Here is a 15,464-nt window from a genome sequence, read left to right on the forward strand (position 1 = left end):
CCGTCGCCATTCAGATCGAAATCCGCGAAGGTCGGCGCGTTGGCCGCCCCGCGCATCGGCGCGCCGGTAGCGCCGCGCGCCGCCATCCGCTCGGCATGGACCGTATTGAATTCCTGTTCGGTGACCATCCCGTTGCCGTCCTGATCGAAGGCGGTAAACGGCATGGGGCCGCGCGGGGGCGTGTTCGTGGGTTGCGCAAGCGCGGGCAGGGCGCCGCAGGCGGCGGCAATCGCGACGCTCAGGGCGATCGTTCTAGTCATGTTGTTCATCGTGGCTCTCCGTCGATGGTGGAAGTTCAGTGGGCGCTGGTTCCGTCGCGCCCGAAACGGGGATGACATGGGCGTTTCCCACGCCCCCTGCTTGCCGTTTTATTTTCATACAAAATTTCGTGGTCCGCGATACGGATGCGTCGGCGCGGGGAATGACGGGTTTCGCCGCGCTCTCCCCCTCCGTGCGGCTGATGTTTGCAATGTAGTCTTGTTGTAACCACACTCAAAGCCTGAAAGTCCATCCAGAGAACCGCCATGACCCGCACCAATACCTACGTCCGTGCCCGCATTGATGAGGAAACCAATGGGTGAGAGCGGCTTAATCGTCATCCTCACGCCCTTTCTGTTCGTCATGTTCATCCTGCTCGCCACGGCTGCGCTCCCAACGATCCTGGCGGGTTTGGCTCCTTAAGGTGCCAATGGTTGCATTCCGTCCCCCGTGTTCGTCGCCCTCGCCCTCCTCGGCATCGCCACCGCGGTGACACTCGACACAGTTTTCGTAATCATAGATCCCCTCCTCCACATGCTCGGCGCGGATACCGGAACGCGAGTGGCGCATGACAGCCATAGCAGGTATAGCGACGGTAGTCCTGTTCCACATGACAGGTGGCGCAGGCGGTCTGGTGATCCTGATCGAAGAGGAAGAAACGATCATGATCCAGGGTCGCCGGCGTCCAGGCTTGCTGCGAATGGCACTGACTGCAATTGGCGACCATCTCCCGGTGCAGGCTGTCCCCAGGGTTGCGGTGACAGCCGTTGCACTGATCGCGCAGGTTGACCTGCAACAGTGCATGCGAAAACTGACCGATGGGCCGAAACCCTTGTACGCCCTTGTGGTCGCTATGACAGGCGACACAGTCCTGTTCGATCAGCTCCTGATGGAAGGGCGTCAGCTTCCGCTCGTGGGCGATCGGCAGGCCCGTGGTGGCGATCAGACCGATGTCCGCCGGCTTGTGACATTGTACGCACTTCGCCGGCTGGCTACCGATGAACGGGGTATGACAGGCGAAGCAAGCGGTCTCCAGTGACGCATGGGCGCCGATCAGCTTGCCAGGTTCCACCATCAGGCGTGGATACAGGATGGCGAGCAGCACCAGCAGCGCCAGATTCGCCCCGACGACCGAGAAGATGAGTTTGGTCTTCATTATTGCCACTGCCAGAACAGCAAGATGCTGAGGATGTGCGCCAGCCCGAGCACCCCGAAGGCGAGCGTGATCGGGAAATGCACGCTCCGCCATTGCTTCATCAGGTCCACCGTCACCGCATCCCAGAAGACCTCCTGGTCGGCCACCCGGTCGCTCAGTCCATCGGCTTCATAGGCCGTGCGCTTCGCGCTTAAATCCCGCCGCGAGCGGTCCAGCAGGTACTGACCCGTCATCCCGCTGGCGAGCCTGACCGCGGCATCGGGGTTTTTGATGAGCGCGCACAGCACTTCGACTCGGACGTTTGACGGGTTTTACTGCGTCCTTCGACTCCGCTCCTCATGCTTGCTTCGGTTTTGCTCAGCGCAAGGAGCGGAAGCCGAAGCAAGGTCAACCTCTACCCATCCGACGAATCAATCCTCCCAGCGGCCATGCCCTGGGATGCTGATCTGGCGCTCGTTGTAGTCGCCCTCAGCCGCGCCGCGATGGCAGGCCTCGCACTTGCTGAAGCTGCCGACCTCGGGATTCCCCTTCACCAGACGCGCTGGAATCTCGTCATGCTGGCGCTTGAAGTCAGTGGTCGCGGTGATGCGCGGCAGTGCCTGGCTGGGTGTCGAACCACCGGGGCTCACGCGGTGCGGGTTGCGCTGCAAGGCCAGATCCGTGGCGTTGGCGCCCAGGTAGGTACTGATCTCGGTGCGCAGATCATCGGTCAGGGAGGCGTCGTCGCCATAATGATTGGCGAGCGCGGCGGGCGCCATGATCTGTGCCCACGCTTGCGGTGGCAGCAGTCCGGGCTGGTAGGCCATATGACAGGAGCCGCACTCCTGGGTGTAGGTGGCATTGACGACGGGCGCAAGTGGAGCGCGAGACTCCATCCAACCGCCACGTTCGCTTTCTTCGCCGCGCTCACCGCGCTCATCGTCATCGTCCTCGCCGAAGGCTATCCCGACGGATCCCATCGAGAGCAGGCCGACGGTCAGAAGCGCCAGGATTAATTTGGAATAGTTCATCAGTCTTCTCTCCGTTTGAATCCAGTGGTCATGGCGCCGATCAGGTTTTCCCGATGCGACAGGCTGGAAAACGCCACACCGGCCAGATGCACGATGATCAAGACGAGGGTGAAATTGGCAAAAAATTCGTGAATGTCTTCGAGCGAGTGAGCCGCGGAGTCGGATATGCCGCTCATCAGGCCCGCCAATGGCCCGGCGAACTCCTGTGCGCCATAGAGCGCCAGGCCGCTCAGTCCGGTGGCCGCGATCGCCAGCAGCATGACGACGACCATGGCCCCGCCGGCCGGGTTGTGCCCCAGGTAACGCGGGGCGCGCAACCGCAGGGCGTCCTTCAGATAAGTCAGGACTTGGCGTGGTCCGCGCACGAAATCGGTAGTAGGGTCGGGGACTGGCGCGCCGACGGTAGGGTCCGGTGGTGTCTCCAGCGCTTTCGCGCTGGCCCTCAGTCCGGCTCCCATGATCACGTTTCCAGCCCCCGCCACGTCAAACCCGGCGTGCCGTTTTCCGGCACCGGGCTTTCCTGCTGACTTCACGTCCAGGGTTATGGAACCTATTGTGCTGGGCGTGCTTTTGGCATCCGTGGCGCGACGCGGTACGCATTGAAGAGTTCCAACGCCTGATACAGCCACTGCCTACTCCACCGTGTCCAGCCAAAGCCCTGACGCTGACGTGCGCGCATCAAATGGCGCCGAATCTTCTTCTCCACCCAATCTTGGACGTACCCGAAGCAGCGACTGGAGTGCCCCACCCGAAAGTAGCCGACCCACCCCCTGAGAATCGGATTGATCAGGGCGATCACTCGATCGATCGGCTGGGAGCGGTCGCGGCGGAACACGTCCTTGAGGCGTTGTAGGATCGCGGTACGCGCCTTCATCCGTGGCGTGTAACGCGCGCCCCAGACCCCGCGCCGAGTCTTGGCCCGGCGGAAGTCAAAGCCCAGGAAGCTGAATGCCCCTCCCTGACTCAGGTCCAGTCGTCGTGTCTTGTCATGATTGAGTTGCACATCGAGTTTGGCCAACTCCTCGACCAAGCGTCGCCAGGCCGCGTCCTTAAGCCAGTTCCACCGGCGATACCCATCGACCAAGATCACCAGGTCATCGGCATAACGGGCATACTCGATATAGGTATAGCGCCCGTTGCGCGTGACCTCCTTGGCGCGCTCCAGCATCCGGTCGACCTCATTGAGGTAGAGGTTACTGAGTAGGGGTGAGATCACCCCGCCTTGCGGGACGCCCCGCTTGCCGCTGGCCTTGAGGATACGCTTGAGCAAGCCCAAGACCTGGTCATCGCGGACCCGCTCCGCCACCTTCCCCAAGAGGAGATCGTGACGAACCGTGTCGAAGTACGACGCCAAATCAACATCGATCACATGGGTCTTGTTGCTCACAATCGCCTCGGCCACGCGCTGCACGGCTTGATGAGCCGTGCGCTTGGGTCGGTATCCATCGCTTCCATCCTGGAAGTCCGCCTCGAAGATCGGCTCCAGAATCAGCTTGAGCGCCCCCTGGACCACGCGATCGCGAATGCAGGGAATCCCCAGGACGCGCATGCGCCCGTCTCCCTTGGGAATCTCCTGGCGGCGATTCGGTTGCGGTCGGTAGGTTCCGGTGACCAGTTCATCCCGGATGCCTTGCAGAAACCCCTCCACGCCGCCCGCCTCAATGGCCGCGAACGTCACCCCGTCAGTGCCAGGGGCACCGTTGCGAAGTGGTCGGATCGTCTCAGTCAGACTTCGACCCGCCATGCGGCCTTCGCCCCACGGTTGCAGGCTCGGCCTTCGGAGCTACGCATTATCGAGGCCATCATTGCGTTCACTGTTGTGACGGCCTGGTGACTCGCCACCTTCCCAAGGAAGGCGCTGTCGATCGGCTTCAGGGTCTTGGTCTCCCGCCACCCTGCGATCCAAGCTACGGGGCTCCTGACTCTTACCCCGGCAGGACTGTCTCCTGCTGAACACGCCAGCCTTCGCTGGACACACAACCGCGCATGCCGGGTGCCGATGACACCCCAGACCAGCCGGATGACAATCAGGGACAGCACCAGATAACCGGCCCAGACATGGACGCCGAGGAGATCGTGTCGAGCGAGTCAGTCCCGACCGGAACCGTGGTTGATGTCTTCATCTGCTTGCTTTCCAAATCGATGGTTGGCTTGGCGTCGTCCGAGCGCGATGCCCTGCGACTGTAGGTACAGATTAACGAGGCGACCCTGACGGAACGCTGTGCGTCACTGTCAGCGAACGGTCAGGCAGGACGTCGGTCTGGCGTGACGGCATTGATCATGCCCGCGACGCCGGCCTCGCCCCACTGCCCGAACGTAGCCTGACGGCGCTCATCTCTCCGTGGGCGCGTGGCTTTGCCCGCGCTGACGTTCGCAACACGTTCAGTGGTCGGGCTAACGCGATGACGCATTGCCAACCCGGCGATGACTGAGGGGCTTGCCCTGAGCGTTCCCTCTCCCTGGCGCCCCTCAGCGGGCGAGGGTGATCTGGCGCGCTTGCGGCGCGCCTGGAACACGGCTAAGGCCGTGCCCACCAGAAGACGAAGTGCCCCTTCGCTTTGCGGCAGTAAGACTCCGTTTCTATCCCTTCCGAATCGAATCCGCGCCTGGCCTCGCGGATGTTTTATCGGGACTTAAGGTTTTCTTAAGCTTCGATTGCGTATTATCATTGATGGAAGCGTAACTAGAGGTTAGCGCCGGAGGCGATGACCGGCCCGTCACTGACGTGACCTATGGCGCCTCGTTGCCCTTGGCATCGACCGCTCTCAACCAGCGCAACGTTCGTCCGTCGGTCGCCCCCTATCGAAAGTCGATATGGATTCGACCATGCGGCCGAAACCCACTAGCGCCTGTGGGCAGTCGTCAAGCATCGACCCATCGCATACCCGCAGCCGACGAGGGTGCGCGACTGGCCCAAGTGATCGGGCTGTCGGGTCTCGTACTCACAAGCAATCTGCCATAGAGAGGATTTCGAGATGAAAAGACGGGAAGACGGGTACCACCCGAATAAACCGCGAGCAACTAAAGGTTTCAGGCACTGGGGCAGTATCGTCGCAGCGGCCTTGATCGGCGGCGCGGGCCTTCTGACCGCTGGCCCGCTCCAGGCTGCGGTTAGCATCACCAGTGCGCAGTGGAACAGCAGCGCGAATCGCCTGGACATTGCTGGGCAGGGCGTCGGCGGCGCGACGGTGAGGGTGGTCAATGCCTACCGCACATCCCAGGCCCTGGGTCGCGACACGGTCGATAGCAGCGGCTGGAGTGTCCGGGCAACCCGCCCCAACCCGGTCCCCTGCCGGGTGCGTGCGATCCAGTCCAACGGACAGACGGCGGAGCGTAACGTCAGCGGCGCGCCGGGTAACTGCGCGCCCAAGGCCCCGCCCGGCAATACACCGCCGACGGCCAATGCCGGACCGGACCAGACGGTGACCCTCGCCACCGGACAGACCAGCATCGCCGTAACCCTGAACGGTAGCGGCTCATCCGACCCGGACGGGACCATCAGCCTCTATAACTGGACAGGTACGCCGAATCCGGCCAACACGGTCAGTCCCAGCGTCACACTCGCGGCGGGTACCCATACCTTCACCCTGGTTGTTACCGACAACAGCGGGGCCACCAGCGCGGCGGACACGGTCTTGATCACCGTCAACCCGGCTGGACCGCCACTGGCATGTAACCCGGCCAACACGACCGTTTCCATCAACTCCACGAGCCAGTCCGGCTGCCCCGGCGCCGCGGTTCCGCAACAGCCCATCGTGACCAACGCCAATTACAGCGTGCTGGCGATCAACGACCTCGGCATGCACTGCGGCGATCTGGATACCCGTATCTCCAGCATTCTGCCGCCGTTCCAGGTCCTGCTGGCTCAGGTCATCCAGAAGGGCGCCACGCCGGTCATCAACCCGGCCGGGGTGAGCGTGGCCTACTCGGCCGCAGCCAACCCGAATGACCCGATCTTGAGTCAGGCTGTCTTCGATGGCGTGTTGGCCAACGGCGACAATTACAAGACCAATTTTTGGGAGGGTGTTGCCAACGGCACCTACGACGCCTTCTACCCTGGCGGGATGGGGATCACGCCACTGGATATCGGCGCCTTCCCGGTCACCGCTGACAAAGGTTTGCCAGTGCCCAACGTGGAAGACCTCTACATCGGACCGGATGGCGTCGTCGATAGCACGCAGACCGGAAGTCAGGATGGATTCCTGTCGGCGGTGCAGCATGCCATGCCTGGATTAACCAACCCGTATGTGCTCAATGCCCCGCAAGCGGCGCAAGAACATTACCTCGACAAGCCGTTCTTCGTGAACTTCCCGTTCGGCTACGTCGCCCCCGAGGTGAACTGGTTCGAGGGCGCGGGCGTCCCCTTTGCGGCCTATGACGACTCCGGGCGTGAGAACCCTTACCCGCTGGTGCGGGTGCAGGCCAAGAACGCGGCTGGCACGGTGTTGTCCACGGTGGACACCGTACTGCCGATCTCCGGTGAGGCGAGTTGCACCAGTTGCCATACCACCAACACCGACTACACGAGCGTGCACGGGGAGGCCAATCGCACCGACATCCCGACCACTCAGCTCAAGACGGCGGGCCTGCCGGTGGCGACCAGTCTGGACGACCCGGACAACAATATGCCGCCGATGGTCAGCCTGGAGTATGCGGCGGACCTCAACGTGCTGCGCCTGCACGACCTGCAGCATGGGGCAAGGTACGTCAGCACGGCCTGTGACACGAAGGGCGAAAACTGTCTCAACACGGCCCCAGCGCCCTGCACCATCAATGCGACAAACCCCGATGGCGCAAACGCCAACTGCCTGACTTACCAGGCCCTGGTGCAGAATAAGCCGGCGGTCTGTCAGACCTGTCACTACACCCCAGCGTTGGATCTGGCGCATGTCGGACCCCAGGCCGGTCCAGTGGGATCGAATGCCAATGGGCGCAACCAGGTGGCGCACCAAAGCAACTCCCGGGTGATGCACAACAACCATGGCACCATCACGGCCAAGGATCGAAACGGCCTGGCAATGTTCCCCGCCATCCCGGCACCGATCCAGAACGCGACAACTGGTGTTGTTACGAACCAGGCGACACGTCTGACGGCCCTGGAGAACAGTTGCTACCAGTGCCATCCGGGCAAGAACGTGAAGTGTCTGCGTGGCGCGATGTTCAATGGTGAAATGATGTGCAGCGACTGCCACGGCAGCATGCTGCAGGTCGGCAACGACTTCTCCAAGACCGTCTCGCCGTCGACTCCCGGGACTTTTCTCTTGGCGAAGGACTTCTATACCAACGCCAACACACCGCGCGTACCCTGGGCCAACGAGCCAGGTTGCGGTTCCTGCCATACAGGTGATCACACCAGCCGCCTGACCAGTGGCACGGGACTGCTCGTCAACACCGTGGACACCAGCGGCAACACTGACGGCATCCGCCTACGCCAAGCCTACCGCGCGGGCGATGCCAAGGCCACGCCGATCGTGCCCGCCAACAAGCGCTTCGCCGAGCCCTTGGTATCCGCCAGCTTCGGGACCTTCGCCAACCCCGGCGCGGGGAACCCGCAGCTCTACCGGGTCAGCACCGGCCACGGCGGGGTGATGTGCGAGGGCTGTCATGGGGCGACCCACGCGGAGTGGCCGAACGGTAATCCGAACGCCAACGACAACGTCACGGCCAAGCAGTTGCAGGGCCACACCGGCACCATCATCGAGTGCTCGACCTGTCACGGCACGGCTAGCCTGGGCAACACCTTGAACGGCCCCCACGGCATGCACCCGGTGGGCAACGACACCAGCGTCACCACTGGCTCGGCCGCCGGCCCGCAGATCGGCTTCGTCGATGGCGGGCACGAGAACCTGGGGGACAACATCGGCAACTGCTCGGTCTGTCACGGCTCGGGCGGTCGTTCCAGCAACCAGGGCACGGTGCTGTCGGTGGCGAAGAAGGATCGGCGCCTCAACGGGCAGACCATCGTGGCCGGCACTCCCATCGGTTGCAACACCTGCCACGACTAGGCGCGTCGTTCACGGATGGGGCGGGTTGGGCGCAATGCCCAGCCCGCCCTCAACACTGATGACACGAGGCCCATGCTCCTGTGTGGGCTTTTTTCCGCGTTGCGCGGGTCGTCCAGACCAAGGCTAGCGACCAACCGCCGCACGCCATCCCTGACACTTGAAACGCCAATGCGCGACCAAAAGGAGAAACCGATGCGTCCGATAACCACCCTCGCCGCACTACCTGCACTCTTCCTGTTGTCCTCTGCCTTCGCCGGCGGATATCCACTCAAAATCGACAGCGACACCAAGGCAGAGTATGTCGTGGTCGAGAAGGCTGGAACCCCCGAACAACCGACGCTGTTGTTGATGCGGGTCCGTGCCGGCGCGACCAGCTATTCCAAGCGGCTGTTCGACTGCGCGGCTCAGTCTTACAAGCACCTCGGCTCGGGGGAGAGCATCGAGGCGGTGGCTGAATCGCATCCGGACGACGCGTTGGTCCCGGCGAAGGAAGGCATGATCGCCTACCAGTTGTGGAAGCACGCCTGCGGCAAATGATCGCGGCGAGATGAAGTAAGCCCGTGCTCGCGATCGTAACCGTTCGCCTTCCCTCCCACTCGGGGGAGTAAACGATGACCTCAACGCCCGCCTTCACTGCGGGCCATTCGCGGGGTGGAGCCCTGATCGGCCAGGCTGCGCTGAAGGTCGCCGGAGCGTCCAACATGCCGACCCTACAGCGGTTCGCCGATCCGGGCCGCGGCATTCCCGTCTTGGTCGCCCTGGCCTGCCTGTCGCTGCCTCTGGCTGCTGGCGGATCGCTCTCGCCCGCGCCCGCCGCGGCGCCGGTCGAGCTGCGACTGCCCGACCTGGACGGCCAGGAGAGAAGCCTCGACGAGCTCAAGGGAAAGGTCGTGCTGGTGAGCTTCTGGGCGAGCTGGTGTACTCCCTGCCTGGAGGAGATGCCGAGCATTCAGCGGCTCGCCGAGGATCTGCGCGACAAGCCCTTCGCGGTCATCGGCGTCAATGTGGGCGAGAGCCCACTGCGGGTCAAAACGATGGTGCGGCGCCTCGGGATCGGGTTTCCGGTGCTGCTCGACCGGGATAGCGCCGTCTTCGACCGCTGGGGTGCGACGGTCCTGCCCACGACCTATGTGTTGGACGCGGAAGGCGTGGTCCGCTTCGTGGGACGCGGTCCGCTGGAGTGGGACTCGAACGCGGTCATGAGCATCCTGGAAGGCGCGGTCGGCGCGGAAGCCGCTGTCCCGAGTCCTTACCCCGATCCCAGTGAATAGGGGCGCGGAGCGTCTTGAACCCTTCCTGCAGGCCAAGGAGAGGCTCGGCGAAGGGCCAAACACGAACGGCTCGACGTCCATCCGGCTAAACCGGTTTGCGAAAAGCGACCTCGACCAGCAAACCTTGCCCATCCTCCGGGTCGAGGAGTTCGATCTCGACGCCATGCAGCTCGCAGATACGCCGCACGATGGCCAGACCGAGCCCGGCGCCCGGCTCGGCTTGACCGGCGGGGCGATAGAAGCGATCGAAGACGCGCAGCCGATCCGCGGCGGGGATGCCGCGGCCGGAGTCCTCCACCCGCAGCAGAATGCGCTCGCGCCGCACGCTGATGGCGACCCCGATGCGACCGCCCGCCGGGGTGAACTTGAGTGCGTTGTCCAAGAGATTGCCCGCCAGGATCGCCAAGGTTCCATGCGCGACGCTAACCATGCAGGGCTCGTTATCCGGAGCCTTGAGTGTGAGTTCGACGGACTTGGCGCGCGCCGGCCCCTGCCTTTCCTCGACCACTCGCGCCACCGTTTTGGCCAGCGACCAAGTCCCATGCCCGGTGCCGCGGCTGCTGTGCTTCAGGCGCGAGAAGGTGAGTAACTGGGTAATCAGATGGGTCGCTTGATCGACCCCGCGGATAAGCTTGTCGAGAGCCTCCGCCCGCTCCTCGGGCTGGCTGCTGCGCCGGGCAATCTGCGCGTGGGTGCGGATGATCGCGAACGGTGTCCGGAGTTCATGGGAGGCGTCGGCGGCAAAATGCCGCTCCGCGTCCAGGGCCTGTTCGAGTCGTGCCATCAGGTCGTTGAGTGCGGTGGTTAGCGGCTGGATTTCGACCGGGACGCGACGCAGGTCGATCGGGGCCAGTTGCTCCGCCAGCGTTGTCTGATGTCGCTGGCAAGGCGGCTCAATGGGCGCAGACCTTCCGTGACCGCGAGCCAGATCAGTAGCACGGCCAGTGGCAGGGACCAAAGGATGGGGCGCAGGGCATGGAGGGTCAGGTATTGGATGAGTTCCTCCCGGATGTTGTAGCTTTGCGCGACATACAGAACCTCATTGGAGCGCCCGGTCGGGAGCCCGAAGACGCGCCATTGGGTGTCCGCGATCAACTGATCCGAAAACCCCGGACGTTGCGCCAGGGGGTCAGCCGGCGCCGCGCCAAAGGTACTGATGAGTAAGCCCTCATTCCAGAGCTGGAAACTGATCTGGGATTCGTAGGGATGGCCGATCGGCGAAAACGTTTGCGGCGAACTGGCGATGTTAGGCAAATGGCCAGCCTGGGTGATCTGCCGCAGGACATGCGCGGTCTGGGCCAATTGGGCATCCAACAATTCACCGACCTCATGTCCCGAGCGGTCCAGCGAGACCAGTGCGACAGCAAACCAAACGGTCGTCCACAGGACGAACAGCGAGAACAGCAAGCGGCGGCGGATCGATCTCATGGCAGCGGCTCCGCGACCAATTGGTAACCGACACCCCGCACCGTGAGGATGCGACCCTTGCCGAGCTTGCCGCGCAGATTGTGGATATGGACCTCCAGGGCGTTGCTCTCGGTTCCGTCTTGCCAGCCATAGGTCGCCGCCTGCAGGCGAGCGCGGGGCACGACACGGTCGGCGCAGGTGATCAGGGTCTCCAGCAGGGCATATTCCTTGGGCGACAGGGAGAGCGGTTGGTCGCCGAGGGTGACTGCCCGCCGGCTGGTATCCAGGGCCAACTCGCCGGCCTGGAGCAGCGGCGCCGCATGGCCGCCGCCGCGGCGCGTCAGCGCGCGGATGCGCGCACTCAGTTCATCGAGATCGAATGGCTTGACCAGATAGTCGTCCGCGCCGGCGTCCAGCCCCGCTACTTTATCCGCGATGGCGTCGCGGGCGGTGAGAATCAGGACCGGCAGATCGATCCCCCGGCGGCGCAGATCGCGCAGCAGCGACAGTCCGTCGCGTCCGGGCAGCCCCAAATCAAGCACCATCACATCGAAGTGCTCGATCCGCAGCGCATGCTCGGCGGGTTCGGCGCTCCGCACCCAATCCGCCACGTAACCATCCTGGCCGAGCCCGGTTTTCAGGCCAGAGCCAAGCAATGGGTCGTCTTCAACGATCAGGATGCGCATGAGGGGGCGATGGTCTTGAGGAGGCTCAGGTCTCCGCGTCTTCACGACCCAGACTCGCCGGATCCTGATGGATGGTAATGTCGGAATCCGGATAGACGGCGCGGATCTGGGCCTCCACGTCATCGGCAATGCGATGCGCGTGCAACAGGGGGAGCTGATCGTCGAGTTCAAGATGCAGTTGGATGATCAGCGACTGGCCGGACTGGCGGGTACGCAGACCGTGCAGGCCGCGCACCATGGGTACGTTCAACGCCAGCGTTCGGATCTGCTCGCGCTGCACCTCCGGGAGTTCGTGATCCATCAGCATCTGGATCGCCTCGCGACCGATGTGGGCGGCGCTGTAGAGGATGTAGGCACCGATCGCGAGCCCGAAGAGCGGATCGAAGCCGGACCAGCCGAGGCTCGCCAGATCGATCTTGCCCTGGTCGAACCGACGATCGGCCACCCGCTTCGGTGCGCTGAATGGGGCACGGATGGCACCTGTCATGACCAGTGACCTGGCCTGTCTGGGTGCTTGTCGAACGAGTTGATCGCATGGTCGATCATCGGTTGACGCTCCTATGGCTGCATTGACAGGGTCTTGGCCGCGATTGATCGCAACTTAGGATCTGATGTTACGCAGAAGGCGTTTGACTTGGTAGTTTACGAGGATGAACCAAGATTTTCTCGATCTCTACACCGATTACTTGATCAGCACTTTTGGGTCAGCCACGGCCACTGGATTGGCGTCGATGGTGTCTGACACGGTTAGTCATGATCAGGTGACCCGCTTTTTATCCGAGCGTGACTACACCTCACGGGATCTGTGGTTGCAGGTCAAATCTACGGTGCGCGAGATCGAGCAGCCCGCCGCCGTGCTGATCTTCGACGATACCATTCAGGAGAAGCCCTGGACGGATGAAAGCGAACTGATTTGCTGGCATTTCGATCACTGTCAGAACCGGACGGTCAAGGGGGTGAACCTGCTGAATGCGCTTTATCACAGTGACGGGATCTCGGTCCCCGTTGATTTCCGTCTGATCCGCAAGCCCTGGCAGTTCTGTGATGTCGCCACCCGTCGGCTCAAGCGGGCCAGCGAGGTCACGAAGAATGAGCTGCTCCAAGAGATGTTTCTCCAAGCACTCCGGAACCAGTTGGTTTTTCGTTACGTGTTCATGGACAGTTGGTTCGCCTCCAAGGACAACTTCGAACTGATCCTGAGCAAAAGCAAGCATTTTGTCGCGGTTCTCAAGGACAATCGGCTGGTGGCGTTGAGCCAGGCCGACCAAGCGCAAGGTCGCTTCGTGCGAGTGGATTCGCTGCAGTTAGCGGACAAACAAGCCGTGCGCGGCTGGCTGAAGGGCTTCGAGCACGAAGTCCTACTGGTCGGCCGAGTCTTTACAAACAAAGATGGCAGCACCGGCCGGTTGAGTCTCGTCTGCAGCGATCTGACGTGCGATGGCGAGCGCGTCGCCGAGCTCCATCAAAAACGGTGGAAGGTCGAGGAGTATCACAAATCGCTCAAGTCCAATGCGGCCCTGGCCAAATCACCGACACGGACACTGCGGACACAATCCAATCATGTGTTCTTGTCGATCTGCGCCGTCTTCAAGCTCGAATGCCTCAAGCGGGTCCACAAGCTTAACCACTTCGCGCTACGCGCGAAGCTCTATGTCGAGGCCCTTCAGCATGCCTTCGGCGAACTCAGGCGCCTGAAGGCGGCTGCGTAACATCAGTTAGGATGTAGCTTAACGGGGGGCGGCTGACCGATCCCTGTATGGCTCTGTCAGGGAACGGTCAGCGACAATCAACGGAGGAAGCTCCGTTATTCCTAGCGTCCACGCCTCCCCGTGTGGGCAATCTCCTCCGGTGGCTTGACGCGACCCGCGAGGAAGCCCTTGGTCCGGCGTTTTTCGAAATACCGCAACACCAGGAAGGTCATCAAGCCAATCATGACCATCCCGAGACTGAACGCCCCATACGCCAGCGGCCAAGCCATACCCTGCGTCATCATCGAAAACTCGGACATGCCGCCCATGCCGGCCAGTACGTTGATGGGCATGAAGATGACGGTGATGGTCGTCAGCACCGAAACACGCTGATTTTGATTGATGTTGATGAATCCGACCGTGGCATCCATCAGGAAATTGATCTTCTCGAACAGGAAGGCGGTATGACTGTTCAGGGACTCGATGTCGCGCAACAGTTCCTTGGCGTCATTGACCTGGTCCGGCGAAATGAAGCGGCCCCGCATCAGGAACGACACCATCCGCTGGGTATCCAGGATGTTGCGGCGGATACGTCCATTGAGGTCTTCCTGCTCCGCGATCTCCGCCAGGATGCCGGCCGCTTCCGCGTCCGTCATGGCCTCGCTCAAGACTTGGCGGCCCACCTGTCCGAGCGCCGTGTAGATATCTTCCAGGGCATCCGCGGAATACTCGATGTCGGCGCCATAGAGATCGAGCAGGACATCCTTGCCATCCGAGACATAGCCGGGCTGATTGTGGGCCCGCAGCCGCTGCAGGCGAAAAACCGGCAATTCCTCGTCGCGAATGGTAAACAAGATATCCTTGTGCAGGATGAACGCCACCGGGACACTGCGTGATTCATCCTCGCGGTCCAACAGGAAGTTGGAATGCAGGTGAACCTCGTCGTTTTCCTCCACGTAGAAGCGTGCACTCACCTCCAGATCGGTCGCGTCGTCAGTGGTGGGTAACTCCAAGCCGTAATACTGTCCGATGCTGCGTCGCTCGCCTTTGGACGCGCCGAGCAGGTCGATCCAGATCGGATGAAGCGCGGCCAGATCCTTACGGCAGGTAATGGCGACCCGCTGCAAACGCCCCTTGACCAGTTCGAAGGCGCTCATCTGGCCCTTACTGTCACGGGGCTCGCGTGGTCCCACCAATGCCTCGCGCAGCTCATCGGGGATTTCCCACAGGATGTCGTCTTGCCGATTCTCGGCCACCTGCTGCCAAAGCCGCTTGGCGTCCTCGATCGACAGCGCCGAGAGGATCTCGCCAATCTCGGTGGCCGACAGCCGTTCCAACTGCGTCAGTAATTCGGTCAGGTGTTGCTTGTGAACCAGCGTTTCGACGAGTTCATGGCGGGGCATCGCTTGGTTATGCATCATGCCCTCCACCAGCTTCTGCTTGTTCAGTAGGTCAATCATCTTCATGATCTTGCGTGCCTGGGCGAGATTATCAACGGTTTGTCCGTGCGATGGTTATCGGGGTCGGGCGAGCTTCAACGACGCGGTCACCGCTTCAATGGTTCCTGATCAGGGAAACACGAAAATCCGCGCAAGGCGTGACTTTGGGCGGAGATTTCCGCTAACGGGCGTGCGTCGATCAGGTGGACTGGATGGAATCGATCGCGCGTCGAGCCCCAAAAACCGGGTCGACATGCCTCGTGAGGTGCAGCGCGGGATGGCACACTTCACCGCATTTTACCTGACCGGCAAGGCAATCCATAGCGTTGCTCTCGATCTCGTCGCGCCAGCCGTAGGTCGCCGCCGCCAGCCGCGCGCGTGGCACCACCCGGTCGGCGTTGGCGACTAGTACAGCGGCGCCCAAGTCCCTGTAAGGGCTTTGGCGATTAATGGTACCCTATTGACTATCTTGTTCGCACAGTACAGTCAGTATGATCGGCCAACCCCGTTACCGCATTAACCTGCTTGCGTCAGAACGGACCAC

Annotated in this window: 17 protein-coding genes; 5 read left to right on the forward strand and 12 right to left on the reverse strand. The window is 62.3% G+C overall.

The window, feature by feature from the left end; all coding sequences use genetic code 11:
- The 7 genes from QZY07_RS05490 to ltrA form a co-directional block, all read right to left on the reverse strand.
- Window positions 1-260 (reverse strand): EF-hand domain-containing protein (locus QZY07_RS05490; protein WP_295400465.1); only part of this gene is annotated, 260 nt, incomplete at its 3' end.
- Window positions 261-588: 328 nt separating this feature from the next.
- Window positions 589-828 carry a hypothetical protein gene (locus QZY07_RS05495; protein ID WP_295400467.1) on the reverse strand — a complete coding sequence of 80 codons (240 nt, stop codon included), beginning with the start codon at window positions 826-828 and terminating at the stop codon, window positions 589-591.
- Window positions 773-1,414 (reverse strand): cytochrome c3 family protein, encoded by a 642-nt coding sequence (locus QZY07_RS05500; protein WP_295400469.1) that lies wholly within the window; start codon window positions 1,412-1,414, stop codon window positions 773-775. The genes QZY07_RS05495 and QZY07_RS05500 overlap by 56 nt, the downstream gene beginning before the upstream one ends.
- Window positions 1,414-1,701, reverse strand: a complete 288-nt coding sequence (locus tag QZY07_RS05505; RefSeq protein WP_295400471.1) for a hypothetical protein — start codon at window positions 1,699-1,701, stop codon at window positions 1,414-1,416. Before QZY07_RS05505 ends, QZY07_RS05500 begins: the two co-directional genes overlap by 1 nt.
- 123 nt (window positions 1,702-1,824) lie before the next feature.
- Entirely contained in the window at window positions 1,825-2,424 is a 600-nt protein-coding gene (locus QZY07_RS05510; RefSeq protein ID WP_295400473.1) for a cytochrome C, read from the reverse strand.
- Window positions 2,424-2,882: a cytochrome b/b6 domain-containing protein gene (locus QZY07_RS05515; protein ID WP_363183776.1), complete on the reverse strand. Its 459-nt coding sequence runs from the start codon at window positions 2,880-2,882 to the stop codon at window positions 2,424-2,426. Before QZY07_RS05515 ends, QZY07_RS05510 begins: the two co-directional genes overlap by 1 nt.
- A 92-nt stretch (window positions 2,883-2,974) precedes the next feature.
- Complete coding sequence (ltrA, locus tag QZY07_RS05520; RefSeq protein WP_295400474.1) at window positions 2,975-4,168, reverse strand: group II intron reverse transcriptase/maturase; 1,194 nt, start codon at window positions 4,166-4,168, stop codon at window positions 2,975-2,977.
- Between the two features lie 242 nt (window positions 4,169-4,410).
- On the opposite strand from ltrA, the gene QZY07_RS05525 reads away from it, so the two are divergent.
- From QZY07_RS05525 to QZY07_RS05540, 4 genes are all read left to right on the forward strand, one after another.
- A complete protein-coding gene (locus tag QZY07_RS05525) occupies window positions 4,411-4,611 on the forward strand; it encodes a hypothetical protein (protein ID WP_295400476.1) in 201 nt (66 codons plus the stop codon).
- A 788-nt stretch (window positions 4,612-5,399) separates the two neighbouring features.
- The gene (locus tag QZY07_RS05530) at window positions 5,400-8,429 is read left to right on the forward strand and encodes a PKD domain-containing protein (protein WP_295400478.1); all 3,030 of its coding nucleotides are present in this window, start codon (window positions 5,400-5,402) and stop codon (window positions 8,427-8,429) included.
- A gap of 192 nt (window positions 8,430-8,621) precedes the next feature.
- Entirely contained in the window at window positions 8,622-8,966 is a 345-nt protein-coding gene (locus QZY07_RS05535) for a hypothetical protein (RefSeq protein ID WP_295400480.1), read from the forward strand.
- A gap of 74 nt (window positions 8,967-9,040) precedes the next feature.
- Window positions 9,041-9,700 carry a TlpA disulfide reductase family protein gene (locus QZY07_RS05540; protein WP_295400481.1) on the forward strand — a complete coding sequence of 220 codons (660 nt, stop codon included), beginning with the start codon at window positions 9,041-9,043 and terminating at the stop codon, window positions 9,698-9,700.
- A gap of 85 nt (window positions 9,701-9,785) precedes the next feature.
- Here the strand turns inward: QZY07_RS05540 and QZY07_RS05545 are convergent, their stop codons facing one another.
- Genes QZY07_RS05545 through QZY07_RS05560 form a run of 4 tightly spaced genes read right to left on the reverse strand, consistent with a single transcriptional unit; the run spans window position 9,786 to window position 12,280 of the window.
- Window positions 9,786-10,484 carry an ATP-binding protein gene (locus tag QZY07_RS05545; RefSeq protein ID WP_295400483.1) on the reverse strand — a complete coding sequence of 233 codons (699 nt, stop codon included), beginning with the start codon at window positions 10,482-10,484 and terminating at the stop codon, window positions 9,786-9,788.
- A 20-nt stretch (window positions 10,485-10,504) separates the two neighbouring features.
- A complete protein-coding gene (locus tag QZY07_RS05550) occupies window positions 10,505-11,128 on the reverse strand; it encodes a sensor histidine kinase N-terminal domain-containing protein (protein ID WP_295400485.1) in 624 nt (207 codons plus the stop codon).
- On the reverse strand, window positions 11,125-11,793 hold the full coding sequence (locus QZY07_RS05555) for a response regulator (RefSeq protein ID WP_295400487.1): 669 nt from the start codon (window positions 11,791-11,793) through the stop codon (window positions 11,125-11,127). The genes QZY07_RS05550 and QZY07_RS05555 overlap by 4 nt, the downstream gene beginning before the upstream one ends.
- 25 nt (window positions 11,794-11,818) lie before the next feature.
- Window positions 11,819-12,280: a cation transporter dimerization domain-containing protein gene (locus QZY07_RS05560; protein WP_295400489.1), complete on the reverse strand. Its 462-nt coding sequence runs from the start codon at window positions 12,278-12,280 to the stop codon at window positions 11,819-11,821.
- Window positions 12,281-12,443: 163 nt separating this feature from the next.
- Between QZY07_RS05560 and QZY07_RS05565 the strand changes: the two genes are divergently transcribed.
- On the forward strand, window positions 12,444-13,502 hold the full coding sequence (locus QZY07_RS05565) for a transposase (protein WP_295400491.1): 1,059 nt from the start codon (window positions 12,444-12,446) through the stop codon (window positions 13,500-13,502).
- Window positions 13,503-13,603: 101 nt separating this feature from the next.
- On the opposite strand, the gene QZY07_RS05570 is transcribed toward QZY07_RS05565, so the two are convergent.
- On the reverse strand, window positions 13,604-14,947 hold the full coding sequence (locus tag QZY07_RS05570; protein WP_295400493.1) for a magnesium and cobalt transport protein CorA: 1,344 nt from the start codon (window positions 14,945-14,947) through the stop codon (window positions 13,604-13,606).
- Window positions 14,948-15,464 lie beyond the last annotated feature (517 nt).

Source organism: uncultured Thiocystis sp. (assembly GCF_903866365.1).
Lineage (GTDB): Bacteria > Pseudomonadota > Gammaproteobacteria > Chromatiales > Chromatiaceae > Chromatium.

What these genes read in the sequence shown, in the direction of transcription:
- QZY07_RS05495 (WP_295400467.1), bottom strand. Translation starts at nt 828, where the DNA reads ATGCGCCACTCGCGTTCCGGTATCCGCGCCGAGCATGTGGAGGAGGGG.
- QZY07_RS05500 (WP_295400469.1), bottom strand. Translation starts at nt 1,414, where the DNA reads ATGAAGACCAAACTCATCTTCTCGGTCGTCGGGGCGAATCTGGCGCTG.
- QZY07_RS05510 (WP_295400473.1), bottom strand. Translation starts at nt 2,424, where the DNA reads ATGAACTATTCCAAATTAATCCTGGCGCTTCTGACCGTCGGCCTGCTC.
- QZY07_RS05515 (WP_363183776.1), bottom strand. Translation starts at nt 2,882, where the DNA reads ATGGGAGCCGGACTGAGGGCCAGCGCGAAAGCGCTGGAGACACCACCG.
- ltrA (WP_295400474.1), bottom strand. Translation starts at nt 4,168, where the DNA reads ATGGCGGGTCGAAGTCTGACTGAGACGATCCGACCACTTCGCAACGGT.
- QZY07_RS05525 (WP_295400476.1), top strand. Translation starts at nt 4,411, where the DNA reads ATGCCGGGTGCCGATGACACCCCAGACCAGCCGGATGACAATCAGGGA.
- QZY07_RS05530 (WP_295400478.1), top strand. Translation starts at nt 5,400, where the DNA reads ATGAAAAGACGGGAAGACGGGTACCACCCGAATAAACCGCGAGCAACT.
- QZY07_RS05535 (WP_295400480.1), top strand. Translation starts at nt 8,622, where the DNA reads ATGCGTCCGATAACCACCCTCGCCGCACTACCTGCACTCTTCCTGTTG.
- QZY07_RS05540 (WP_295400481.1), top strand. Translation starts at nt 9,041, where the DNA reads ATGACCTCAACGCCCGCCTTCACTGCGGGCCATTCGCGGGGTGGAGCC.
- QZY07_RS05545 (WP_295400483.1), bottom strand. Translation starts at nt 10,484, where the DNA reads ATGGCACGACTCGAACAGGCCCTGGACGCGGAGCGGCATTTTGCCGCC.
- QZY07_RS05550 (WP_295400485.1), bottom strand. Translation starts at nt 11,128, where the DNA reads ATGAGATCGATCCGCCGCCGCTTGCTGTTCTCGCTGTTCGTCCTGTGG.
- QZY07_RS05555 (WP_295400487.1), bottom strand. Translation starts at nt 11,793, where the DNA reads ATGCGCATCCTGATCGTTGAAGACGACCCATTGCTTGGCTCTGGCCTG.
- QZY07_RS05560 (WP_295400489.1), bottom strand. Translation starts at nt 12,280, where the DNA reads ATGACAGGTGCCATCCGTGCCCCATTCAGCGCACCGAAGCGGGTGGCC.
- QZY07_RS05565 (WP_295400491.1), top strand. Translation starts at nt 12,444, where the DNA reads ATGAACCAAGATTTTCTCGATCTCTACACCGATTACTTGATCAGCACT.
- QZY07_RS05570 (WP_295400493.1), bottom strand. Translation starts at nt 14,947, where the DNA reads ATGAAGATGATTGACCTACTGAACAAGCAGAAGCTGGTGGAGGGCATG.